Here is a 23,622-nt window from a genome sequence, read left to right on the forward strand (position 1 = left end):
GATGACCGAACCCCGCAAAACCGCCTTCAACAGCATCCTGAAGGATTTCGCCGAGAATGTCGGCAAGTTTTACAAGGGCGCGGACGTGCTCGCCGGCATCCGCGACGAGGATGTCGATGTCGGAACAACCCCGAAGACGCTCGTCATGCGCCGCGACAAGGTGAAGCTGTTTCGCTACGAGCCGACGGTCAAGCGCACCGTTGAGACGCCGGTCCTCATCGTCTATAGCCTGGTCGGCCGCTACACTATCGCGGACCTCCAGCCCGACCGCTCGCTGGTGCGTAGCCTACTCGCCGAGGGCGTCAACCTTTGGCTGATCGAATGGGGCAAGCTCGGCCGCGCCGAGCGCTGGCTGACTATGGACGACTATGTCGACGACTACATCCACGAGGCGGTGCACCGGATCTGCCGCGAGACGGGCCATGACAAGGTAACGCTGCTCGGCATCTGCCAGGGTGGCGTCTTCACCACCTGCTATGCGGCGCTCCACCCGGAGAAGGTCAAGAACCTGGTCCTGACCATGACGCCGATCGACTTCCACGCCGATATCGACGACCCGGAGCCCAGTCACGGCCTCCTCAACATCTGGACGCGCGCGCTTGCGCCCGAGGATATCGACCGCATGGTCGATGCGCTGGGCGTCATCCCCGGCGAACTTATGAGCTTGATCTTCTCGCTCATGACGCCAATGCAAGCGCTGACTAAGTACAATGTCGAACTCTTCGACATCGCCGGTGACAAGGACCGGCTGATGAACTTCCTGCGCATGGAGAAATGGCTGGCCGATCGACAGGACCACCCAGGCGCAGCCGGCCGGCAATGGCTGAAGGAGCTCTATCACGAGAACCGCCTGGTCGAGGGCAGGTTCGAGCTGTTGGGCCGCATCGTCGACCTCCGCGCGATCGACGTGCCCGTGCTCAACATCTTCGGCCTGGACGACCATATCATTCCGGCGACCTGTTCCAAGGCGCTCGGCGGTCAGATCGGCGGCACAGACTATACGGAGGTTCCGTTCCAGGGCGTGGGGCATGTCGGCGTGCTCGTTTCGAGCAAGTCGCAGGGCAAGCTCGCCAAAAGCATAGTTGAATGGCTCCAGCCACGGGACGGGTAGGGGATAGCGATAGCAAACAAGATTTGCTCCCCGCCGAAGCGGTCACGATCATCCGTTCGGGCGATACAGTCGCCTTTTCCGCTTCGAGGCGGGATGTCTCCAATAGAACACAAAATCTCCTCCGAATAAGCTCGGAGACTGATGAAACTGCTTGGAGGACAGGTGCTGCCCAACTGGACCTGGGCAACGTTCGAGCACCAGAACAATCCAGGCCGTTGCGATTATACCGGATGCCATGATGCCTATGGTGCGGTTGTCGCCGACGTGGACGCGAATGAGGTCCTTGATCGGCCCTACAGCGCCTGTGCAAAGAACGACGCACTGAAAGCGGTGCTGGGCTCTGCAGGCCTTTCACCCGTGTGGGAACATTACTGCCTGAAGGGCAGCCAGACCGACTTCGTCTCGGCGACCGGCGTGCCTACGCAACTTGGCAATTCGGTAACGGAGGCCGGATTCGCGGACACTTCGTCCTGCATCACCTGCCATGCGCGTGCCGCCGTCAACGCGAAGGGAATAAAGACGACGCCAGCAGGATTCGTCGACCCGCCGATCCCGGCGCTCTGTTCCAGTCCATCCGGTCCCGGATCCGAATTGGTTCTGGACCAATCCCGGCAAGCTCGACCAGGCAGCCGTTGCCATGCAGACGGATTTCATCTGGTCAATTGCCCGCTTTGCAATCGGGGACTAACACCGGCCCCGTCATGACGCTGCCCAAGAAAGCGACCGACGAAAGCTGGCCGGCGATGAAGATCTGGGCATGACCGCTATGTTCGCCATCGGCGCCCGGTCCGGCATCGTCCCGGCAGCGGCACGGACCTAGCCGCGCCGGTTTCGCGGAGCACGAGACCTGGATCTTGCGCGCGAGCGGCGCAATGTCCTGCGCCAGACCTCTTTCTGAATTCAGCCGGCTGGCGCGGATGTCGAAGGCACGGGTTGTGCGCTTCGAGATCGTCCGCCGCACTGCAACGATCGTCATGTTGTGACAAGAATCTGGATCGTTTCAATTCGCGAGTCCACGTCTTAGGCTAATTAGGGACAAGCGGGGCCGCACGATCCGTGGCCAGAAGGGCCATACGGGGTACATCGAAGGTCGTGGCACGCTGGGTCGAGTGGTCCCTGTGCGGAGGCCCCGCCGGCATGGAGGATTGTTCGTCCCGCCGAACACGAGCCCAAGCCGGACCCCGGAGCAGATCGCCCAAAAAAATCTTGTTCCGCCCTAAGAGGAATTGAGAACAAGAATTCCCTGACGAAAGTATGCAGCCGTAAGTTTCCTGGCGCGGCAAAGTGCTTGTTGACGGCACAGGACATATGCTAAATCGTGACAGCCTAAACACATCGTATACGAGAGAAACCTCCACCGGGAAACTTATGCCGCATTCTGAGAATCCAAGCTTTCAGACGGAGAAAGCGTCGGAGCGCATTTCGCGCCATGCCAATGAAATTGCGGCTCGCCTAACCAAGCGGGGGGCAGTTCCTAATTTCGGAGAACCCGACGACAGGACCCTTCGCTCGTTCTCCTTGGGCGAGGTTGCCGAGATTCTCGGCGTGTCGGGCAGTTATTTGCGCCAGTTGTCAATTGATGGGCTGGGGCCAACACCGGAACTAGGGACCGCAGGACGGCGCTCCTATACGCTTCGACAGATCAACGAACTCCGTGCCTATCTCGCTTCGGCCCGTCAGAAAGAGGCTTTGAAGTTTTGCCCGCGCAGGCGCGAGGGTGAGAAACTCCAGATCATCCCAGTAGCCGGCTCCGCAAGCACCACCACATCGCTCTATCTGGCTCAGGGCCTTGCACTTCAAGGATACCGCGTTCTCGCCATAGACCTCGATCCGAATGGCTCATTGTCGAAAATGTTCGGTTATTATTTTCCAGATATCGGTTTTCCCGACCACTACGTGAGCATGTATGGCGCTTTAAGCTATGATGACGATCGGTCCAGTATGAGCTCTGTAATCCGACCCACCCATTTTGATGGCCTTGATCTTGTGCCGGGTACTTGCGAGCTCGAAATATTCGAACGGGAAAGTACGAAGCGCTTCCATAGTGAGGACTTGAGAATCGCAGACGTTAGCATCAAAATGGTGTCTGCGCTCAAAGAAGTCGAGGCGAATTACGACGTCGTCGTTATCCGCTGTGGAGGTGGAAGCTTTCTGACCGCAGGTGCGTATGAAGCAGCGACCGGCGTGCTGTTGACGGTCCGCCCTGAATGGCCTGAGATCACGTCAATGACCATGTCCCTCAGCGTTTTATCGCATTTCGTCTCCTTGATCGAAGAGGCTGGAAGGTCGGTAAATCATGATTTCACCAAATTCTTGGTGACAAGACACAGCCCGCGTGACGTCTCGCAGCAGGAGGCAGTCGCACTACTGCGGGACTCCCTGGGGCATGATCTGTTGACTGTGACCGTCTGGGAATCGGACGCGATCCGAGACGCGGGGGTCAAAAAGCGATCGTTGTATGAGTTGGTAGCCGGGGCGGTAGGCCGATCGGCGTACGAGCAAGCGATGGAAACACTGAATTCCACGAATGCGGAGGTAATGGACATCATATCCGAGGTTTGGGGCCGTCCCCCGATGTATGTGATGAGGGCTTCGCGCACTGCAGGTAAGGCGAGTTCCTAATCGAGAGGACTTAATGGTTGTATCATCAATGCCGGCCACGCCGCGTGCGTCTGGTGATTGCCGCCTGTCTCGAAGGAAATCGAGATCCCTGGTCGCAGAATCCACCGACCAGAATGGCGCCAGGCGTCCCATCGTCGAAAACAGCCTTCGTGAGCCGCTCGGCCCGGCTACGATCGATATGATTGGGATTAGGATAATCAGGGGCGTGCAACGAGCTCAAAGCTCGTAAATTCGATCTAGACCTAATCCGCGTAACGTCATACAGGCCCGCAGTGCATATGATGCCGCAACGATGGGGCCTGACACATGACCGCGCCCGTTCACATGCTCAAGAAAGCTCGACGCCTACTTGCATGGCCCTGAGCATTTATAGGAAGGCCGCCCCAAACACCCCTACCGCCGAACCAATGTTGTTTCCGACATACCCGATCGCGTGGATCGGGTCGACTGTGCCTAACCCGACCGCTCCCGTGACAATCTCAACTCAGCCGGCCTGATATTTGTTCTGCAGCTGTAAGGTCGGGCACCGCCGATGGTCCGCCACAGGTGGCTCAAAATTCGGCGGTGCACACTTCGTCCGGCTGGAAATTCGCGGGGCACGCCACGCTACTGGTTCTGCACTTCAATTACAGGAAGCCTCTCCAAAATAATCTATCATGCAGATACCGTCCAAAAACGCATCGAGCAATCGCCGCCGCCCAAGCACGTATTGTGGGCAGCTAGCGAACGCGATGGAATAAAGCCAGGCCGCCTAACTCTTAGCACTTAGGGATTTGCTGTTCCGCTAATTTAACAACATTGCGAATGAGATCTATATTTGCCTGATATTTTTGTATTTTGTAATACCCTTCATTTAAGCAATTGAAATAAAGAGCCTTAAGGTACCGGTGGCTTCTGAACCTTAGAAAATGGTTATAGAGGTCATCTGGATCTGCCGAGAGGATGTATTTTATTGTCCGAGCGGTCATGTGATGACTAGGCTCCACCACGATCCGGTTTAGATCCTTGATTGACTTAACGGCGGCAAAATTTAGCTCGGATTCTATGTTAGGACGGAATAGATTCCGAACCGAAATACGCATCCAAAGGTGCTCTCAAGAAAGTTGTGCATCGTAGTGCCGCTAATAAAACTCGAGTTGCTACCAATTGATAGCGTAAACCCGTCGTCTGCCAACGAATGGATTAACCTCACCGTGGTGTCCAAAACAACTGGTTTGCAATTCTCAAAAACGTGCTCAAACGCCTTTGCGATCAAACCTGGATCTTTTTGAACATTACAACGCATCATAAGCAGACGAATATTTTCGGACAGGGATGGGGCGTACCCCGTTTCGATCGCGTGTTGGTTAACCCACTTCTTGACCTCCGCGTATGCATTCCTCACAGCTGCTTCTTCCTTATCAAAACAGGTGGCGAGAAACTTGGTCCTCCTCGTCGCATGACTGGGGTTCGCTGTTACGAGAGTATTCCAGACGTCAAAAGAAATGTGACTGATCAACGTGGCTCCACGGGATCTGCGATCCCTCAAGCGATGCGTAACTGTGATTGGTCGTCCCGCAGCCGTTTCGGCTGCGGCGTGTGGGCGGGTCCGAAACGGATCGTCGGGATGCGCCACTTCCAACTGGGCGGGCAGCCCAATCCGATCCGCCGTACAAGCCGTTCCCTGGATCGGCAACATGGCGACGAATGCACTCCGACGCCGACTTCCTTTCAGGGCGCGCTTTTTCATTTTCGGCATAAAATCTCCATGACGTAGTTTTGGCCAAATGACGCTTTAAATCCGTCGCGGAAACTCAAACCGGTCGCCTGGGTCAGTCAACAGTCTGCGTATAATGCCGCGGCAACAATTCAACTTAGCGGCCGGGTGAACCGAGCATCGGCGTATAGAGCTTCGAACCGGATGTTCAAGAAGCAACCAATCGAATCCAAGGTGAGGAGTTGACGGCGAGTGTGGCCAATCCACTGCGCCGCCACGAGGTAAACCGCATCAATTTTGACTTGATCAACGGCCTTCCAAATCAGACGGTGCAGTCCTGCGTCAACGCCGCGGGAGCTGCCGCCGCCATGCACCCCAGTCGATTTGCCGTGTTCGGCTACGCACATGTTCCAGCCTTAGAATAAACCAACGTCTGATCGAGGAGGAGGCGCTTCGCAGCCGGACCTGTCAGCTCGCGGCCGTGGCCAACGCGCTGATTGCGGAAAGGCTAACTCCCGATCGGCCTCGATCATTTCGCTTTACGGGACGATGAGCTTGCGTTGGCGCAGGAGGCCGGCCGGCTGCGGCGTAACTCTTTGCGGGTATTCGGCACACTCCTGCGCAACGGTGATAGGCTGCGGCGCGTCAGCTATTCATGGTGTAGGCGACGGCTATGTCGTCGACCTCTCCGGTCAAGGCCGGGAGCAGGTTAACTTGCGGCAAGCAAGTTGATGGGGCTGTCACAGATTCCGTCAGCCGCAGTTTGAGTCGTTTCATTGCTAACCTTTTGCAGTCCAAAAGGCGTCCCGGTCGGAGGCTAGTCCACGCCTGCCCGCAGAGCCGAGGAAGTTTGCTTCGATGCGCCCCACTGAGATGAGCAACAAAAAACTCGATGCGGCTGGCGAAAGGCCTGCTCGATGGACCGGTGGGTCTGTCGGCGCGAAAAACGGCGTTTGGCCATTGACCAACAAAGCCGCCTTGGCTATAGACGCTTTTATAACGTCATGTGGTATTATTTCCGTCAGAGAGGCCCCATCTTGTCCATTAGTAATTCATCTTACGCGAAGAGCGAACAGCGCAAGGTCAAGGGTTCCGACCGAGTTGTCGCGGTCCTTGAGAAAGTGGGCGTCGAGCGCATTTACGGCGTCCCCGGCGAGGAAATCCTCGACATCATGGAGTCGCTGCGCAAGTCGAAGAAGATCAAGTTCGTGCCGACCCGTACCGAGTGGGGTGCGGCCCTCATGGCCGCCACCGAGGGCCGGCTCACCGGCCGCCCAGGCGTCAGCCTCGCCACCTGCGGCCCGGGCGCACTTAACTTCCCCAACGGCGCTGAGTATGCGCATCTCGGCGGATTTCCGCTGGTGATGATCGCCGGCCAGAAGCCGATCAACAGCAGCCTCCATGGGCACTTTCAGGTCAGCCCCCTCGTCTCCGTGATGGAGGGGCTCACCAAGTCCGCAGTGCAGATCGGGTCGGTGCAAATGATCCGGCCAGTCCTCACTGAGGCGTTCCGCATCGCTCAAGAGGAAAAGCAAGGCCCAGTGTCTGTTGTAATACCGGAAGACATTGCGGCCGAAGATGGTGAGGAGGATGCACTATGACTACGAAGACCCTCGATCGCGCGGTTGAAATGATCCTTGCGGCCCAGTGTCCGCTGATCATGGTGGGCGGGGCGGCAAGCCGCCTCGACCAGCACTCGATCGCCCAAATCCGTGACTTCGTGCAACGCACCCGCATTCCCTTCTTCGCCACGCAAATGGGCAAGGGCGTGGTGGCGGAGGACTCCGACCTCTATATGGGCACGGCGGCGCTTTCTAAAGGCGACCATGTCCACGCGGTCATCGAGGAGGCCGACCTGATCATTCCGATCGGCCACGACACGTGCGAAAAGCCTCCGTTCATCATGTCTGAGGGCGGCCCGAAGGTCATTCACATCGCACATCAGACTGCGACCTTCACGCAGGCCTATTGGCCGCAGCTCGAGGTCATCGGCGAGATCGGCGCTTCAGTCGCGGCGCTGGCGGATCGCCTCGACGGCAAGCTGCCCAATGCCGGCGGATTGCTGCCGCTGCGCGAGAGGAGCCTCGCCCTGATTGGCGAGGGTGCCGATGATAAAAGTTGGCCGGTCACGCTGGATCGCATAGTGCACGTTGTTCGCAAGGTCATGCCTGAAGGCAGCATTGTTACGCTCGACAATGGCCTTTACAAGATCCCGTTCGCCCGGAATTATCGGACCAATCACCCCAATACGCTGCTGCTCGACAACACGCTCGCGACCATGGGCGCCGGCGTGCCCTCAGCGATCGTGGCGGCGATGCTGAATCCCGGGCTCTGTGTGATGGCGGTCTGCGGCGACGGCGGCTTTCAGATGACCGGCCAGGAACTGATGACGGCCGTCGAACAAAAGCTCAACCTCGTCGTCCTGATCTTGGACAACGGCGGCTGGGGCATGATCGAAGCGAAGCAAACCGCCAAAGGTTTCCCGAAATTCGGCGTCGACTTCCGCAATCCGGATTTCGTGAAACTGGCCGAAGCCTGTGGCGCCAAGGGCACGCGGGTTGAAACGCTGGACGATCTGATGCCTGCGCTTGAAGCCGCTCTCAAAGCCGGCGGGGTGCGTGTGGTCGCAGTGCCGGTCGATGATTCAAAGTACAAGCGACTGCTCGGCGGACTTCGCTCGCCCAAGGCGAAACCGCCGAGCGCCTGAGCAGGCCCGGAATGAACCGCCTCGGGGAGTGCCGGGGCGGTCGACAGCAAGGATCGGCTTTTCAGAGGGGGCGGGCAGGCGGCAGGCCGCCCTGCCTCCCGAGAGAGCCAAACAAAGGGACCAAACACATGAAAGCCTTTACTTTCCAGACCCCGTCAAACATCTTTTTCGGGGCAGGCGCGTCCAGCAAGATCGGCGAGCTCCTCAAGGGCTACAAGGCCGCCCATGTGCTGCTCGTCACCGACGAGAAGGTGCGGGCGGCCGGGCTGACGCGCAATGCGGAAGCGGCGATTGCCGAAGCCGGCATCGCGCTCACCGTGTTCGACGGCGTGGTCGTCGACGCACCGTCGCATGTCATCGAAGCGGCGGCAGAAATCTGCCGCGAGTGCGGCGTCGACGCTGTCGCGGCGATCGGCGGCGGCAGCGTACTGGATACGGCAAAGCTCGTCGCCTATCTCGCCAAAACCCCAGACAAGCTTGATGTTATCTATGGCGTTGGCCGTGCCACCGGCGACCGCCTGCCGCTGCTGCTGGTGCCGACCACGGCGGGCACCGGATCGGAAGTGACGTTGACCTCCATCGTTAAGACGCCGAACAACGAGAAGAAGGCGGTGATCTCGCCGCGCCTCCTCCCGGACTGGGCGATCCTCGATCCCCAACTGACGCTCGGCCTGCCGCCGCACCTCACCGCCCAGACGGGCATTGACGCCATGGCGCACGCGATCGAGGCCTATACCGGTAAGATCAAGAAGAACCCGATCTCCGACCAGTTCGCGCTGAAGGCGCTGGCGCTGCTGTCGGCCAATCTCAGGAAAGTGTACACGGACGGCTCGGACCTCGAAGCGCGCTCGGACATGCTGTTCGGCTCCATGCTGGCCGGCATGGCGTTTGCCAACTCGCCGGTTGCCGCGGTGCATGCGCTCGCCTATCCGATCGGCGAGACCTTCGATGTCGGGCACGGCCACTCCGTTGCGCTGGTCCTGCCCTACGTGTTGGAATTCAACCGCCCGGCAGCCGAAGCGCTCTATGCCGAGCTCTCCAACGTTATCCAGCCCGGCTATCGCCAGCAGTCCGATGCGGTGGACGCTGCGGCCTTCATCGCCGAGATCGAGGCGATCTGCCGAGACTGCGGGGTGCCCGGCTCGCTTTCGGCGGTTGGAATCGGCGAAGGCGATCTTTCCAAGCTGGCGGAGGGTGCGATGAAGCACGAGGAGCGCCTACTGGTCAACAATCCGCGCGAGCTCGACTACGACCAGGTTCGGGAGATCTATGCCAAAGCGCTTGCGGGAGTGAGCCGGCCATGACCCCAAGCTCGGACGACCAACTGGAATCTCCACATTCAACTTACGACATCGTCGTGACCTTTGTCGGCTTCGCGACACCCATTCCTCTTCGCCTAATCCCGTATCTCCGCCCACGTAGCTGAAATAGCAGCAAATAATTGTTCGTCAGCTCAATCCGCCGGCCTGGCACGAATCTTGAGAGCTATTGGGAGGCAGCGGAACGGCCGCCGCATCCACATTGCGGGTTAACCCCATTGCTTCGAACACATGAAGGAACGCCAAGCATGGTAGCACCGCATCAGATCGCATCCTATGGAAAGGGTCGAATTGACAAATCCACCAAGATTGTCTCCGCCGCCGAAGCCGTCGCGACCATCTGTCCGGGCGATACAGTTGCTTTTTCCGGCTTCGTCGGCATCGGCACGCCGGAGGCGGTGATCTGCGCCCTTGAGAAGCGTTTCCTGGAAACGGGCGAGCCGAGCAATCTCACTCTCGTCTTTGCCGCCGCCCCGGGCAACGGCAAAGACAAGGGCCTCAACCGACTGGCGCATGACGGGCTCGTGAAACGCCTCATCGGCGGGCATTTCAAGCTGGTGCCGAAGCTGGCGCAACTGGCGGTTAGCGGCAAGTGCGAGGCCTACAATCTGCCGCTCGGGATCATTTCCCATCTCTTCCGCGAGATCGCCGGGGGAAAGCCCGGGCTGATCTCGAAAGTCGGACTTCGGACCTTCATCGACCCGCGCATCGACGGCGGCAAGATCAATTCCAAAACGATAGAAAACCTCGTCAAGCTCACGGAAATCAACGGCAAGGAGTGGCTCTTCTACAAGACCTTCCCCATCCACGTCGCCATCCTGCGCGGCACGACGGCCGATCCATCCGGCAATGTCACGATGGAGAAGGAGGCGCTGACGCTCGACAACCTGAACATCGCCACCGCCGCCAAGAACAGCGGGGGTATTGTCATCGCGCAGGTCGAGCGGATCGCCGCCGCCGGCTCGCTGAACCCTCGCGACATTAAAATCCCCGGCCACCTGGTCGACTGGGTCGTCGTCGCCGAGCCGGAACATCACATGCAGACCTATGCGACCCCATACAACGGCGCCTTCTCCGGCGAACTCCGTGCGCCACCGGACAGCGCCGCCTCCATGGAACTGAACGAACGCAAGATCATCGCGCGGCGCGGCGCCTTAGAACTGCGGATGGGCGATGTCGTCAATCTCGGCATCGGCGTGCCGGAAGGGGTTGCGGCGGTCGCGACGGAAGAGGGGATCATCGACAAGATCACGCTCACTACCGAATCCGGCACCATCGGCGGCACCCCACAGAGCGGGCTGGACTTCGGCGCGGCCAAAAACTCCGAATCGATCATCGACCAGAACCAGATGTTCGATCTCATCGATGGCGGCGGGCTGGACATCGCCGTTCTCGGCTTCGCGCAGGTCGATGCGCAAGCCAATGTCAATGTCAGTCGGTTCGGTGATGTCCTCGCCGGGGCCGGCGGCTTCATCAACATTTCGCAGAACACCCGCCGGCTCGTCTTCTGCGGCACCTTTACCAAGGACCTGCGCACCGAGATCCGGGACGGCAAGCTCGTCATCCTGCAGGAAGGGCAGGCGAAGTTTATCGAAAAGGTCGAGCAGATCACCTTCTCGGGCGAATATGCCCGCGAGACCCACCAGACCGTGCTCATCGTCACCGAGCGCTGCGTCTTCTCGCTAACCCCCGACGGGCTGGAACTGATCGAAGTCGCGCCGGGTATCGATATCGAGCGCGACATCGTCGCCCATATGAACTTCTCGCCGATCATCCGCGAACCGCGCGAGATGGCGGCGGAGATCTTCACCGACGGTCCGATGAATCTCGACCAGCTGCTGCTCGAACGCCTGCTTTCAGAGCGCTTAGAATTCGATGCAGAGCGCAGCACGAGGCCGCCAGCTATGGGCTAGACGCCCGCAACCTTGTAACCCCATCGTTTGAGGAGAAGCCCACCATGCCTACATCGCAGACCCCGGATATCCAAACGTTGACCAACCAGATCAACGAGATGCTCGCCAAGTTCAACATGCCGGGCGTCGATCCGGCAGCACTTGTTAGGGAGCAGGCCAGGAATATCGAGGCCGTCGCGCAGGCCACGCAGGTTGCCAACAAAGGCGCCTACGGCGTCGTCGAAAAGCAGCTGGAATTGTTCCGCACGGCTTCCTCACAGCTCCTGATGATGTTTGAGGATGCGGCCCTTGCCCCCAAGGAGCGCGGCGAACTGGCGAAACAGGCTTACGAGGTGGCGCTGAACGGCTCGCGCGAGATCACCAGCATGGCGGTCAAGGCCAGCGAGAACGCTTTCGCCATCACCCGCAAGCGGATGACCGAGATTTTCGAGCAGTTCCGCAAGGCCGCGACAATCGGATAGGATACGTGAGGCCGGACCTGCCGAACGGAAAGCATAATTCGTGCATGACAATCCTCCACCCGTCGACGTGATGGGGAGCTGCGAAGAGCGTCCTAGGAGGGACAACGACAATGAACGAAAACAAGCAGGCGGCGGGCGTCTATTCAGTTCCGAAGGAATGGGCCGAGCGCGCTTACATCGACTCGGAGCGCTACGCGGCGATGTATGCGGCTTCGATCGCCGACCCCAAGGGGTTCTGGGGCGAGCATGGCAAGCGCATCCACTGGTTCAAGCCTTACGGCACCGTCAAGAACACCTCGTTCGAGCCGGGCAAGGTTTCGATTAAATGGTTCGAAGACGGCACCACCAATGTCTCCCATAATTGCGTCGACCGGCATCTGCCCGAGCGGGGCGATCAGATCGCCATCATCGGGGTGCGGGACGACCCGAAAGATGACGCCGTCCGGATCACCTATCGCGAACTACACGCCCATGTTATGAAATGGGCGAACGTCCTGCAGTCGCAAGGCGTCCGCAAGGGCGACAACGTCACCCTCTACCTTCCGACGATCCCTGAGGCGGCCTATGCCATGCTCGCCTGCGCGCGCATCGGCGCCGTCCATTCGGCGGTCTCCACCGGCCTCTCGCCGGACAAACTGGGAAGCCGCATCGCCGACGCCGCGAGCACCGTCGTGGTGACCGCAGACCAAGGCCCACGCGGCGGGCGCAATAATCCGATGAAGGCCAATGTCGACGCGGCGCTGGATAAGCTTCCCGGGGTGGTGACAAGCGTCATCGTTGTCAAGCGGACCGGCGCACCGGTCGAGATGCTGCAAGGCCGCGACCACTATTACGACGAGCTGGCCATGACCGTTCCCGACGAATGCCCACCCGTGGAAATGAACGCTGAGGACCCGTTGTTCCTCCTCTACACGTCGGGTTCCACCGGCAAGCCCAAGGGCGTGGTGCACACCACCGGCGGCTATCTCGTCTATGCCGCCATGACGCATCAATATGTCTTCGACTATCACGTCGGCGACATCCACTGGTGCACTGCCGAACTCGGCTGGATCACCGGCCACAGCTACATTGTCTACGGGCCGCTCGCCAACGGTGCGACGACCCTCATCTTCGAGGGCACCCCAACCTATCCGAGCATGTCGCGCTACTGGGACGTCATCGACAAGCACAAGGTCAGCCTGTTCTATACCGCCCCCACCGCGATCCGCTCCTTGATGGGATCGGGCGAGGACGCGGTGAAATCGAATTCGCTCGCCTCGCTCCGCCTCCTCGGTTCAGTCGGCGAGCCGATCGACCCGAAAACCTGGGAATGGTATCACCGCGTCGTCGGCGGCGGTCGCTGCCCGATCGTCGACACCTGGTTTCAGACCGAGACCGGCGGCATCCTGATTACGCCGCTTCCCGGCGCCACCAAGCTGAAGCCAGGCTCCGTCGGCACCCCTTTCTTCGGCGTCAGGCCTGAGCTGGTCGATGAGGCGGGCGACGTGCTCGATGGCGTTGAAAACGGAAACCTGGTTATCGCTGACAGCTGGCCGGGCCAGATGCGCACGCTTTACCGCGACCACGAGCGCTTCGAGCAGGAATATTTCTCCCTCTATCCAGGCAAATATTTTACCGGCGACGGCGCCCGGCGGGATGCAGACGGCTATTACTCGATCACGGGTCGCGTCGACGACGTCATCAACGTCTCTGGCCACCGCATCGGCACGGCGGAAGTCGAATCCGCCCTGGTCGCCCACGCTAGCGTTTCGGAAGCCGCGGTGGTCGGCTATCCGCACGAGATCAAGGGGCAGGGCATCTACGCTTACGTAACCCTTATCGACGGCGAGGCTGCCGCTGACGAGCTGCGCAAGGAACTCGTTTCCTGGGTGCGCAAGGAGATAGGCCCGATCTTCACGATCGACAAGGTCCAGTTCGCGCTGGGCCTGCCGAAAACAACCTCGGGGAAAATCATCCGCCGCATCCTGCGCAAGATCGCGGAGGACAAATGCACCGAGTTCGGTGACTCCTCGACGCTCTCTAACCCCACCGTGGTCGATCACCTGATAGACAACCGGCTGAACCGGAAGGCTGCCTGACGACACGACAAGATGAAGACGTGGGTTCCGGCGCGTTACCGCACCGGAGCCGACGGGACGATCAAGGGAAGGACAATTTGTGGCCAGACGTACGAGGGAGGGAACGATGAGATTGATCATCCTTGGACCGCCGGGGGCGGGCAAGGGAACACAGGCAGCGCGCCTCGCCGAGCGGCTGGGCGTGCCACAACTGTCGACGGGAGATATGCTGCGCGCCGCGGTCACCAAGGGCTCGCCGGTTGGCCTTGCTGCGCGCGACCTCATAGCGCGGGGCGAATTGGTTGGCGACGACATCGTCGTCAATTGCGTCCTCGGACGCATCGCCGAGCCGGGCGCTGCATCCGGCTTCATCCTCGACGGCTTTCCCCGCACGCTGGGACAGGCGCGGGCCTTCGACCAAGCGCTCGAAAAGGCACACCTCGGTCTGGATGCGGTGCTCGAACTGAAGGTTGTGGAATCCGTGCTGCTCGACCGCATCATCTATCGGGCGCGCGAGGCCAAGGCCGCAGGCCTGCCGGTGCGCGCAGACGACAATCCGGAAGCGCTGAAAGTCAGGCTCGAGGCCTACCGGACGCAGACGCAGCCGCTCGCGGACTACTACCGCACCGCCGGGCTCCTACGCACCGTCAATGGGCTGAGGCCCGTCGATGAGGTTACGTCCAGCCTTTTTGCGGAATTGCGGCTCCAACCGAGAACGGCCGACCTGGGTTCTCTTGGGTGACTTTCGATGAGCGACGCAATTCGTCTTGAGAAACCTACGGCTGGCGTTTTAGCCTCCCTGCATTTCTTGTCAGAAGCCTGGGCCAAGCAAAGTTGTCTGTTATTGATAACACCCGCCAGAATAACACCGCCAGAAAATCCAGCAGGCGACATTGAACTGGTACCCGGGCTAGCTGTCCAATACCCAGAAACTGAAAGGCACCTCGGGCGGCACGAAGGACAGCGTAGCGCCAGGCCAGGGCTCCGGCGCACCTGGGATTGCCCGGCCGACGGCATGAGAGGCGTTGTCGCGCCCGCGGCGCCATCTAAGCGCACGCCGACCCAGCAGGAAGTTGCTTGGATGGTCCAGGATGAGGCGATCCGGCAGGGAGTTGATCTGCGCGCTCATCGCTCCCAACGTTCTCTTTCTCTATGTGGAGTGTCGAATTGGTTCTCTTTCCCTTTGGCCACAACGCCTCAGGAGTAAATTGACAGAGCGGCACCCGCCAAGAGCCGCCCGCTTTCCTCAGTCCGCAATGTACAGCTAACCTGTTGTTTAGGAGGTTAAATTCGAGGTGTGCACCTATGCGGCCGTCTTTCGATTTCATCCTTAGCAATGTCGGGAGTAAGCGATGCAGATAGTCTAACTACCATGGCGAGTACCGCCCCTCATCAGACGTAGAACACGGACGAGACGCCTCCGACTGCATCGGTGGGCGCACTCATGCGACACCTGAACGGGAAGCGGAGCCGATGCTCAGAAGACTCGTTGCAGCATGCCGGATTGTTTCTCTTTGCGTCGCCGTGGCGTTTGCCGCCAAAAGCGGCGTCGGCAACCTCGATCGCGGGGACACCAGACTTCTAATTTCGGAATGCAAGTTGCACGCATTACTACGCCCCCAATGCGCCTACGTGTTGGCTACAGCATTTCATGAGACTGGAGGCCTTATGATGCCGGTGCGGGAGACTTTCGCGACATCTGACAATCAGGCGATTGCCGTTCTTGACAGCGCATGGGCAAAGGGCAAACTGCCTTGGGTCTCCTCCCCATATTGGCGTCAAGGCTGGTTTGGAAGAGGATATTCCCAACTGACGCACGAGAACAACTACCGCACGGTCAGCATCAAGCTCGGCATCGATCTCGTGTCCTTTCCAGCAAAAGCACTGATACCGGAAATTGCGGCGAAGGTGCTTGTCATGGGCTTGAAGGAAGGCTGGTTTACCGGCAAGAAACTCTCTGATTACATTAACCTTGGCACAACCAACTTCATCGGCGCTCGCCAAGTTATCAATGGAACGGATCATGCGGGTAAGATCGCGAAATATGCCGTCGCGTACGATGCGACACTTGAGCAAGGCGGCTATAGTGTGATGTAAACTACAGCAAAGGTTGCCGCGCCATAGCAGGAACTAACTACGGAAAGGAAATCGCTGGTCCCGTTCCAGCGTAGTTGGGGCCAGGGCAATGACCTCGTTGATATGATCAGCTTCAGGCGGCAATGATGAAGAACAAAGAATGACCAGTATTTAGTCCCGCGCTCCTAAGCCCGCGCGAATGTCTCAACGCAGCCTTGATAGAGCAGCCGTCGAAACCGCGGCTTACCGAAGTGGTTCACAATTTCGTATGCGGCGGTTGGGAGCATTAGTCGACAAGATCAAAACCGTTCAGGTGTTCCATAAGATAGATTACGCCACATTGGCTTGTAAGGGGGTACATTCTATTTCCAAGTGCGACATGCTTATAAAAACAATGGCTTCGCCTTGGAGATATATGCATGTCCCTTTGCTATTCGCAGCTCACCCTGCCTGATCGCAAGCGTCTTTTTCATCTTAGAGAACGCAAGGTTTCCGTCTCGGAGATTGCCCGCCAACTCGGTCGTCATCGTTCGACGATCTATCGCGAGCTTAAACGCAATACGTTCCAGGATCACGAATTTCCGGAATACAGCGGCTATTACAGCGGTATCGCCAACGACATGAGCAAGGAGCGCCGACGACGGCTGCGCAAACTCAGACGCCATCCGCATCTGCGCGATCTCGTCATCGACCGGCTGAAGGCGCATTGGTCACCTGAGCAGATCGCTGGCCGGCTTCTCGCCGATGGCGTCAGTCCTGTGCGCATTTGCCCGGAAACGATTTATCGTTTCATCTATTGCAAGGAAGATTATCCGCTCGGGCTGTATCAGCACCTGCCGGAACGACGGCGCAGGCGTCGGCGCCGCGGCGCACGCAAACCGCGCGACGGCTTAATCCCGCTCGACTACAGAATCTCCCAACGACCTGATTTTATTGATGATCGATCACAGTTCGGGCATTGGGAGGGCGATCTCCTGATCTTCCGGCGTGAACTCGGAGAGACCAACGTCACCTCTCTCGTCGAGCGCAAGAGCCGCTATACGGTGATGATCAAGAACCGCAGCCGTCACTCGCGACCGATCATGGACAAGATCATCCATGCCTTCTCACCATTGCCGTCTTTTGCACGCCGAAGCTTCACCTTTGATCGCGGCACGGAGTTCTCCGCTTTCAGGGCTTTGGAAGATGGGATCGGCGCCAGGAGCTGGTTCTGCGATCCCAATTCGCCTTGGCAGAAAGGCGCTGTCGAGAACACCAACAAGCGCATTCGACGCTTCATGCCTGGCGATACGGATCTGTCCAACGTCGCTCAGAAGCAACTTGTCGACCTCGCCCATCACCTGAATTCGCTGCCAAGAAAGTGCTTGGGCTACAAAACACCGGCCGAGGTCTTCATGGCGCATTTGCGTGAATGCGGCTGATCCCCTACCCTTCAAACGCCCATGTTGCACTTGGTGTAGATTCTCCAAGGGCTATTTAGTAATGCGACAGTTGGGCCAGTTAGAGATGCGACAGTCTCGCCTCTCGACGTTCTGGTCAATGCCAACGTTGGGAGCAAGGATGACGACCTTCAGCCTGGTCGAGACCATGAGCGGTCGGAGTCGTCATGTCCATGATCACCATGTCGCAGAAAGAATTGCATCGCCTCGAAGTTATTCAGAAGATCCGTGATCAGCGCCTGAGCGTCGTCCAGGCCGCCGAGCTGCTTGGGCTCAGCCGAAGTCAGATGCACAGGCTGCTGCAGGCCTATGACCATTCCGGTGCGGCCGGCCTGGTTTCGAAGAAGCGATCGAGACCAAGCAATCGGCGCCACAGCGAGGAGTTTCGCAATGCGGCGCTGGATCTGATCCGCGAACGGTATCTGGATTTCGGTCCGACGCTGGCGCGCGAGAAGCTGATCGAACTGCATCATATTTCGGTCGCCAAGGAGACGCTGCGTCAATGGATGACCGAGGCCGGCATCTGGGTCTCGCGACGCGAGCGTAAGAAGCGGGTTTTCCAGCCGCGCGGCCGGCGCGACTGTTTCGGGGAACTCGTGCAGATCGATGGTTCGCATCACTGGTGGTTCGAGAGTCGCCGCCCCAAATGCGCTCTGCTTGTCTATATCGATGACGCCACCGGCAAGTTGCTGCATCTGCGGTTCGCTGGGTCAGAGAACACGTTCGACTATCTGCATGCGACAAAGGCTTATCTGCAGCAATGGGGCAAACCTCTGGCCTTCTACAGCGACAAGCATGGTGTCTTTCGTTCGACCCATGCGTCGGAGAAAGACCGCACGAGCGGCCTGACGCAGTTTGGCCGTGCGCTTTATGAGCTGAACATCGACATCATCTGCGCCAATACCCCGCAAGCAAAAGGCCGCGTAGAACGCGCCAACCAGACGCTGCAGGACCGGCTGGTCAAGGAATTGCGGCTTCGTGGCATCGATACGATCGAGGCGGCCAACGCTTATGCATCAGAATTCATTGCGGATTTCAATTCCCGTTTTGGCAAATCGCCACGCAATCCGAAGGATATGCATCGGCCACTGGCCGATCATGAGAACCTTGACGGCGCCATGTGCCGGAAGGAAGTCCGCACGCTGTCACAGGCCCTGACGCTGCGCTACGACAAGGTCTTGTTCATTCTCGATCCGACGGAGCGGGCCAAAGGGCTGGCGGGAAAGAAGGTCGTTGTCTGCGACTACCCGGACGGCCGCCTCGAGATCATGCACGAGAGCTTCACCCTCCCCTACAGAACATTCGATACATTACGGTCGGTGCATCGGGCAGAGGTTGTCGAGAACAAGCGTCTCAACGACATGCTTTCCGTCGTCGCTGAGCTGCAGGCTGGGCGGGAACAGCAGCGCAGCAAGAGCGGTCCTCGCCGCACCGGCCAGACGGATCATATGTTCGGTATTCCCGATGGCAGCCAGGGCAATGGTTATCAGAAGCGCGGTCGCAAACCCGGCCGGCGGACGGATTTCATGAACGACCCGGAAGTCATTGCCAAAAGGCAAAAGGCGCTGGCGCGCATGGAGGCAGCGGAATGAATGGTGCGGACATAGTCTCAAAGCTAAAGCCGAAGGGGTCTCCCTCACCCGCCCCCGCTCCTCCCTCTCAACCCGGCCCAGCCGGTCGGATCGGCGGCTGACCGTCAGAGCCAGGACGACCTAAGTGTCGCATCTCTAACTGGCTGGCGCAGGCGCATCTCTAATCAGCTTTGACATGGCTGTAGCCGATTGACTTGAGCTTTGAGGTGTCTCGGTATCTCGCGCCCGTCTCCGGTCTGGAGCTCCTCCAGCCGCTTACGGCGATCCTTACGGAGCGGTTGATAGCCGCTGATGCCTTGCGCGAAGAGTAGACCCTTGACTCGATTGACATGCCTGACCCGTTCAGCAATCAACACTTTGCGTTCCCGGCAAATCCGACGCCGATCTTCGTCCTCCGGATCTGGCGCTCTGACCATCGCACATACACGTGGCTCGCCGCGCTTAAACGCGAGCAGTGTGCGCGTTAGTGCCGCTCCATCGATCTTGTCGGTCTTCGGTCGCCGACGTCGACGGGAGGTAGCGATCGAAGCTGCGTCAACAACGTAACTCTCGACGCCGTTAGCCTCCAGCACGCGATGTATCCAGAAGCCGTCCAATCCTGCCTCTTGGATCGTCACAATGGGAAATGACTTCCCTGTTCGCAACCGCGCCTTCTGTTGTAGCTGCTCAAACCGATCCAGCAGCTCGGCCACATTGCCACCGTCCACTACATGCTTCGACATCTTCTCGCCGCTGCCCGGCGACAACGAAGTGACCAACCAGGTCGATCGGCTCAGTTCCAATGACACAAAAATTGCGCCAAGATCAGTGCGGACAGCGGTTGGATGAATGGATGTAGGTTCCATAAACTGCTCCTCCTGAGCGAGTGTTTTGATGCAGCCTCACTCTGCCAGAGCGTCGGCCGCTGTTCACTCCTCATGGGATCTAAAGCCGAAAGGGGGCGTCTCACCCGCCCCCGCTCCTCCCTCTCAACCCGGCAGCCGGTCGGACCGGGGGCTGATTGTCGGTGCCAGTGTCGCGTTTCTAACTAGGCTGACAGCGTCGCGCATCTAATCAGCTTTGACATTGGCTGTAGGGGGGTGGGTTCAAAGTTGAAGTGTCCTGTTTCTGCAAAGTTGGAATGTCACTCTCCCCGGGTTTGAGGACGGTGGAGATTGCGGATGGGACTGATAGCGATGAGCGAGCGCGACCTGCAACGGATCGAGATTCTTTCGAAAGTGATCGCCGGCCGGATGACGGTGGCGTCGGCGGCGCATGCGCAGCAGAGATGCACAGGCGCTGCCAATGTCGGTCAAATAGAAGTGATCTGGCCACGGTCCATGCGATAAACCACATCGAGACCCTTACCGGCGTGCCGAAGATCGGCGCCGGAAAGAAGGATGGAAAGACCAAGCGGCCGCAGGGATGCGACGACCTCGGAAATGCGCTTGGAAAGCGCCGGGGCGACGCCTTCGAAGGGCTCGTCCAGCATCAACAGCTGGGTGCCCGTCATGCGTGCACGACCGATGGCCACGAGTTTCTGCTGGCCGCCTGAAAGCTGCAGGGCGCGGCGATGGCGGAAGTCCGCTGCCTCGGGAATGAGCGCATAGACATCGTCGAGCCGCTTCTGCGCATCTGTGACGCCAGCTGCCCACGCCGGAATAAGCAGGTTTTCCTCAACAGTCAGTTCGGGAATAAGGCGCCGGTCTTCCGGCGCGAAGCCCATCTGGTGGTGCACGCGCAGATGCGGCGCCTCATGGGAGATGTCCTTCTTCTCATAATGGATCGAACCTGCCCGGAGTGGCAAGAGCCCCATTATCGCACGCATCAACGTGGTCTTGCCGGCACCATTGCGACCGATGATTCCGACCATCGAGCGGGCTTCGACCTTCATGGAAACGTCACGCAGAATAGGAACCCCGCCGATCGAGACGTTGATTGACTTCACCTCAAGCATAGTTGTCCTCCTTGGGAACGCGATGTTCTTCACCAATGATGAGTTCGCGCACTTGTCGGTCACTGAGGACCGTTTCCGGAGGTCCATCAATCAGCACCCGGCCTTCGAAGAAAGCGAGCACGCGGTCGGAGTAGCGGCGAACGATCTCCATGTCGTGCTCGACGAAGAGCACGCTGACGCCTGCGACACGGGTCGCGTCAATAATGCGGTCCATGACCGAGAACTTTTCTTCGCTGGCGACGCCGCTCGTCGGCTCGTCCAGGAAAAGAACCTTCGGCTTGCCAACCATGGCAATCGCAATGTCGAGAAGCTTGCGGATGCCTTCAGGCATCGTGCCGGCAATCGAGTTGCGGAACGCTCCAAGTCCGAACACCGCGAGCGTCTCGTCAGCATGGGTCGCGAGCTCGTCATCGGAAAGAATCGAAAAGCCCTTGGCGCCAACGCTACCCGTTGCGCTGTAGGCAAACATCAGGTTCTCAATCGCTGTCAGCGAGTTGAACAATTGCGGAATCTGAAAGGACCGGGCAACGCCGCGCCGAGTGATCTGACGAGGTGAAAGCCCGACGATTTCCTGTCCCTCGAGCAGGATCGAACCGGAGTCCGGGCCCAGATACCCCGTAATCATATTGATAAACGTCGTCTTGCCGGCGCCGTTTGTGCCGATCAGCCCCGAAATCGTTCCAGACATGATGTCGACATTCACGTCGTTTGCGGCAGTTACCGCGCCGAACCGCTTGACGAGGCTCTTTGCTTCAATAATCGGTTTCATGCTTTTTCTCCTGCCTCGACGGTTGCCTTGCGCTTACCAAAACGGACGCCGCCAAGGCCTGTCGGCAGAAACAGGATCATCGAGAGGATTATGACTCCAAGTACCAGCTGCCAAGTGTTGGGCGCATGCTGATAGGCGAACGTCCTGACAAATTCGAGTGCGAGCGCGGCGATGAAGGGCGTGAAGATGTTCCCGGTACCGGCAAGGACCGCAATCACCACGAATTCGCCCGAGGTTGCCCAGAAGGCCATTTCCGGATCCACATGCGCGACGAGGATGCCGCTCATGGCACCACCAAGGGCGGCCAAAACTGCGGCAAGGATGTAGAAAAGATAGATGGTCTTGTTTGCAGACGCGCCGAGATACTCGACGCGGATCTCGTTGTCCTTGATGCCAGGCAGCAGGCGACCGAGAGCCGTCTTGCCGAAGTACCATACGGTTATCAGCGCTGTGAAACAGATCAGGACGAGGACAACGAGGCCGTTGAAACGCGCAGTACCGCTCAGCGGCAGGCCGATCAAGGTCACGCCTCGGATGTTGAAGCCGTCCGTGCCGCCAAGTTCCACCGACTTCACCAGAAGACCGTAGAGAAGCATCGACAGGGCGAGCGTCAGCATCGCGAAGAAGATGTCGCGGTAACGCGACAGAAGGAGACCGGCGACAGCTGCAGTCGCCGCGGCGATGACGACCGGGGCGATGAGCAGGAGAACCGCTTCGTTGATTTTCCAGAGATTGACCATCAGGCCGACGGAATAGCCGCCGATAGCATAGTAAAGTCCCTGGCCGAACGAGACCAGCCCACCGCGCATCATCAGTACAAGGCCAAGAACACCGAGCCCCTTGGCAAGGCCGATCGAGATGACGAAGTTCCAGGTGGGTAGCGCCCAGGCTGCGACGATAAGGAAAAGTGCCGCGCCGACGGCGACCGGCACAAAGGTTTGGGCTTTGTTCATCATATCTTGCGCAACTCCACACCGGAAAACAGCCCCTGCGGACGCAAGGCGAGAACGATAGCCATCACTGCATAGATGCTGAACACTTCGACTTCGGGCCAGTAGTGGATCGCAAGCGAGCGGACGAAGCCGACGATCAGGGCACCGACGATAGTGCCAGGAATCGATCCGAGCCCCCCGATCACCACCGCGGCGAACATCATGACGACTACTTCGACGCCCATGCCTGGCGCCACGGAGATGGTCGGCGCTGTGAAGGCGCCGCCGAGCGCGGCGAGGATCGAGCCGACCACAAAGGCCGACACTTTCCAGCGGCTGACATTGATGCCCATCGCCTGTGATACTTCCGGATCATGAATGACGGCGCGCAGCATCTTCCCCTTGGCAGTGAATTGCAGAAACCACGTGAGGAGACCACCACTGACGATCGCCACGACGACGATAATGAGGTTGTAGGTCGGGTAGACAAGGGGGCCGAGATAGACGTTGCCGAAAGCCCACACCGGGTCGGAGGCTATCCATGGATCGACACCCCAGATGAGCTTCACCACGTCTTCCAAAATGAGGAAGAGCGCGTAGGTTACCAGCAGCAGCACGACGGGATCGCGCCCCGCGAAGAAGCGCAGGACGCCCCGTTCGACGACGAGGCCGACAACCGTACCGGCGATCAGCGCCGCGACAATCATGACCGGAATGCTTCCAGCGGGCGGCAGGCCCTGGGCGAACCACCAACCCAGCAGAGTCACCGACATGTAGGCGCCGATGGCATAGAACGTGCCATGGGCCATGTTGAGGATCTTCATAACGCCGTAGATCAGCGTCAGGCCGACTGCGATGATGAAGAGCCATGCGGAATACAGAATGCCGTCAATAATAGCGCCTAGAAACGCGTTCATGCCACACCATTTCGAAACGAGGGGCGGGATTCATCTTTCGGTGCACAGTGGCGCGCGACGGGTGAAAACCGCTTC

General features: G+C 59.1%; 17 protein-coding genes and 4 pseudogenes. 13 read left to right on the top strand and 8 right to left on the bottom strand.

The window, feature by feature from the left end:
- The first annotated feature begins 1 nt into the window (after window position 1).
- Complete coding sequence (gene phaC / locus J0663_RS30650) at window positions 2-1,111, top strand: class III poly(R)-hydroxyalkanoic acid synthase subunit PhaC (RefSeq protein WP_207246256.1); 1,110 nt, start codon at window positions 2-4, stop codon at window positions 1,109-1,111.
- 141 nt (window positions 1,112-1,252) lie between these two features.
- Window positions 1,253-1,816 carry a hypothetical protein gene (locus tag J0663_RS30655; RefSeq protein WP_246590477.1) on the top strand — a complete coding sequence of 188 codons (564 nt, stop codon included), beginning with the start codon at window positions 1,253-1,255 and terminating at the stop codon, window positions 1,814-1,816.
- On the opposite strand, the gene J0663_RS30660 is transcribed toward J0663_RS30655, so the two are convergent.
- Entirely contained in the window at window positions 1,770-2,087 is a 318-nt protein-coding gene (locus tag J0663_RS30660; RefSeq protein ID WP_207246257.1) for a hypothetical protein, read from the bottom strand. The two genes, J0663_RS30655 and J0663_RS30660, sit on opposite strands and share 47 nt — an antisense overlap.
- A 392-nt stretch (window positions 2,088-2,479) precedes the next feature.
- On the opposite strand from J0663_RS30660, the gene repA reads away from it, so the two are divergent.
- Window positions 2,480-3,733: a plasmid partitioning protein RepA gene (gene repA / locus J0663_RS30665; protein ID WP_207246258.1), complete on the top strand. Its 1,254-nt coding sequence runs from the start codon at window positions 2,480-2,482 to the stop codon at window positions 3,731-3,733.
- A 758-nt stretch (window positions 3,734-4,491) separates the two neighbouring features.
- Here the strand turns inward: repA and J0663_RS30670 are convergent.
- Entirely contained in the window at window positions 4,492-4,815 is a 324-nt protein-coding gene (locus J0663_RS30670; protein WP_246590478.1) for a phosphoribosyltransferase family protein, read from the bottom strand.
- Window positions 4,776-5,471, bottom strand: a complete 696-nt coding sequence (locus tag J0663_RS30675; protein WP_207246332.1) for an HAD family hydrolase — start codon at window positions 5,469-5,471, stop codon at window positions 4,776-4,778. Before J0663_RS30675 ends, J0663_RS30670 begins: the two co-directional genes overlap by 40 nt.
- A 149-nt stretch (window positions 5,472-5,620) precedes the next feature.
- Here J0663_RS30675 and J0663_RS31565 point away from each other — a divergent pair.
- From J0663_RS31565 to J0663_RS30725, 10 genes and pseudogenes are all read left to right on the top strand, one after another.
- Window positions 5,621-6,107, top strand: a pseudogene (locus J0663_RS31565) (oxygen-independent coproporphyrinogen III oxidase); the annotation flags it as partial.
- A 326-nt stretch (window positions 6,108-6,433) separates the two neighbouring features.
- Window positions 6,434-8,136 (top strand): annotated as a pseudogene (locus tag J0663_RS30685) (acetolactate synthase large subunit).
- Window positions 8,137-8,264: 128 nt separating this feature from the next.
- On the top strand, window positions 8,265-9,440 hold the full coding sequence (locus J0663_RS30690) for an iron-containing alcohol dehydrogenase (protein WP_207246259.1): 1,176 nt from the start codon (window positions 8,265-8,267) through the stop codon (window positions 9,438-9,440).
- A gap of 263 nt (window positions 9,441-9,703) precedes the next feature.
- Window positions 9,704-11,347: pseudogene (locus J0663_RS30695) on the top strand (acyl CoA:acetate/3-ketoacid CoA transferase); the annotation flags it as partial.
- Between the two features lie 65 nt (window positions 11,348-11,412).
- A complete protein-coding gene (locus tag J0663_RS30700) occupies window positions 11,413-11,829 on the top strand; it encodes a hypothetical protein (protein WP_207246261.1) in 417 nt (138 codons plus the stop codon).
- Window positions 11,830-11,939: 110 nt separating this feature from the next.
- A complete protein-coding gene (gene acs, locus J0663_RS30705; RefSeq protein WP_207246262.1) occupies window positions 11,940-13,907 on the top strand; it encodes an acetate--CoA ligase in 1,968 nt (655 codons plus the stop codon).
- A gap of 106 nt (window positions 13,908-14,013) precedes the next feature.
- Window positions 14,014-14,628: an adenylate kinase gene (locus tag J0663_RS30710; protein ID WP_065283009.1), complete on the top strand. Its 615-nt coding sequence runs from the start codon at window positions 14,014-14,016 to the stop codon at window positions 14,626-14,628.
- A gap of 731 nt (window positions 14,629-15,359) precedes the next feature.
- A complete protein-coding gene (locus J0663_RS30715; protein WP_186806596.1) occupies window positions 15,360-15,983 on the top strand; it encodes a hypothetical protein in 624 nt (207 codons plus the stop codon).
- Window positions 15,984-16,381: 398 nt separating this feature from the next.
- On the top strand, window positions 16,382-17,383 hold the full coding sequence (locus J0663_RS30720; RefSeq protein WP_064648104.1) for an IS30 family transposase: 1,002 nt from the start codon (window positions 16,382-16,384) through the stop codon (window positions 17,381-17,383).
- 185 nt (window positions 17,384-17,568) lie between these two features.
- A complete protein-coding gene (locus J0663_RS30725; RefSeq protein WP_207246263.1) occupies window positions 17,569-18,993 on the top strand; it encodes an ISNCY family transposase in 1,425 nt (474 codons plus the stop codon).
- Between the two features lie 185 nt (window positions 18,994-19,178).
- Here J0663_RS30725 and J0663_RS30730 read toward each other — a convergent pair.
- The 5 genes and pseudogenes from J0663_RS30730 to J0663_RS30750 all read right to left on the bottom strand — a co-directional run.
- Window positions 19,179-19,838: pseudogene (locus J0663_RS30730) on the bottom strand (IS110 family transposase); the annotation flags it as partial.
- A gap of 446 nt (window positions 19,839-20,284) precedes the next feature.
- A complete protein-coding gene (locus J0663_RS30735) occupies window positions 20,285-20,965 on the bottom strand; it encodes an ABC transporter ATP-binding protein (RefSeq protein WP_246590479.1) in 681 nt (226 codons plus the stop codon).
- The gene (locus tag J0663_RS30740; RefSeq protein ID WP_207246264.1) at window positions 20,922-21,698 is read right to left on the bottom strand and encodes an ABC transporter ATP-binding protein; all 777 of its coding nucleotides are present in this window, start codon (window positions 21,696-21,698) and stop codon (window positions 20,922-20,924) included. The genes J0663_RS30735 and J0663_RS30740 overlap by 44 nt, the downstream gene beginning before the upstream one ends.
- The gene (locus tag J0663_RS30745; protein WP_246590480.1) at window positions 21,695-22,651 is read right to left on the bottom strand and encodes a branched-chain amino acid ABC transporter permease; all 957 of its coding nucleotides are present in this window, start codon (window positions 22,649-22,651) and stop codon (window positions 21,695-21,697) included. Before J0663_RS30745 ends, J0663_RS30740 begins: the two co-directional genes overlap by 4 nt.
- Window positions 22,651-23,547, bottom strand: a complete 897-nt coding sequence (locus tag J0663_RS30750) for a branched-chain amino acid ABC transporter permease (RefSeq protein ID WP_207246266.1) — start codon at window positions 23,545-23,547, stop codon at window positions 22,651-22,653. Before J0663_RS30750 ends, J0663_RS30745 begins: the two co-directional genes overlap by 1 nt.
- Window positions 23,548-23,622 lie beyond the last annotated feature (75 nt).

This window comes from Rhizobium lentis, assembly GCF_017352135.1.
GTDB lineage: Bacteria > Pseudomonadota > Alphaproteobacteria > Rhizobiales > Rhizobiaceae > Rhizobium > Rhizobium lentis.

Bases quoted from the DNA above. Each gene is read 5' to 3' on its own strand.
- phaC (WP_207246256.1), top strand. From the start codon at position 2: ATGACCGAACCCCGCAAAACCGCCTTCAACAGCATCCTGAAGGATTTC.
- J0663_RS30655 (WP_246590477.1), top strand. From the start codon at position 1,253: ATGAAACTGCTTGGAGGACAGGTGCTGCCCAACTGGACCTGGGCAACG.
- J0663_RS30660 (WP_207246257.1), bottom strand. From the start codon at position 2,087: ATGACGATCGTTGCAGTGCGGCGGACGATCTCGAAGCGCACAACCCGT.
- repA (WP_207246258.1), top strand. From the start codon at position 2,480: ATGCCGCATTCTGAGAATCCAAGCTTTCAGACGGAGAAAGCGTCGGAG.
- J0663_RS30670 (WP_246590478.1), bottom strand. From the start codon at position 4,815: ATGCGTATTTCGGTTCGGAATCTATTCCGTCCTAACATAGAATCCGAG.
- J0663_RS30675 (WP_207246332.1), bottom strand. From the start codon at position 5,471: ATGCCGAAAATGAAAAAGCGCGCCCTGAAAGGAAGTCGGCGTCGGAGT.
- J0663_RS30690 (WP_207246259.1), top strand. From the start codon at position 8,265: ATGAAAGCCTTTACTTTCCAGACCCCGTCAAACATCTTTTTCGGGGCA.
- J0663_RS30700 (WP_207246261.1), top strand. From the start codon at position 11,413: ATGCCTACATCGCAGACCCCGGATATCCAAACGTTGACCAACCAGATC.
- acs (WP_207246262.1), top strand. From the start codon at position 11,940: ATGAACGAAAACAAGCAGGCGGCGGGCGTCTATTCAGTTCCGAAGGAA.
- J0663_RS30710 (WP_065283009.1), top strand. From the start codon at position 14,014: ATGAGATTGATCATCCTTGGACCGCCGGGGGCGGGCAAGGGAACACAG.
- J0663_RS30715 (WP_186806596.1), top strand. From the start codon at position 15,360: ATGCTCAGAAGACTCGTTGCAGCATGCCGGATTGTTTCTCTTTGCGTC.
- J0663_RS30720 (WP_064648104.1), top strand. From the start codon at position 16,382: ATGTCCCTTTGCTATTCGCAGCTCACCCTGCCTGATCGCAAGCGTCTT.
- J0663_RS30725 (WP_207246263.1), top strand. From the start codon at position 17,569: ATGTCCATGATCACCATGTCGCAGAAAGAATTGCATCGCCTCGAAGTT.
- J0663_RS30740 (WP_207246264.1), bottom strand. From the start codon at position 21,698: ATGAAACCGATTATTGAAGCAAAGAGCCTCGTCAAGCGGTTCGGCGCG.
- J0663_RS30745 (WP_246590480.1), bottom strand. From the start codon at position 22,651: ATGAACAAAGCCCAAACCTTTGTGCCGGTCGCCGTCGGCGCGGCACTT.
- J0663_RS30750 (WP_207246266.1), bottom strand. From the start codon at position 23,547: ATGAACGCGTTTCTAGGCGCTATTATTGACGGCATTCTGTATTCCGCA.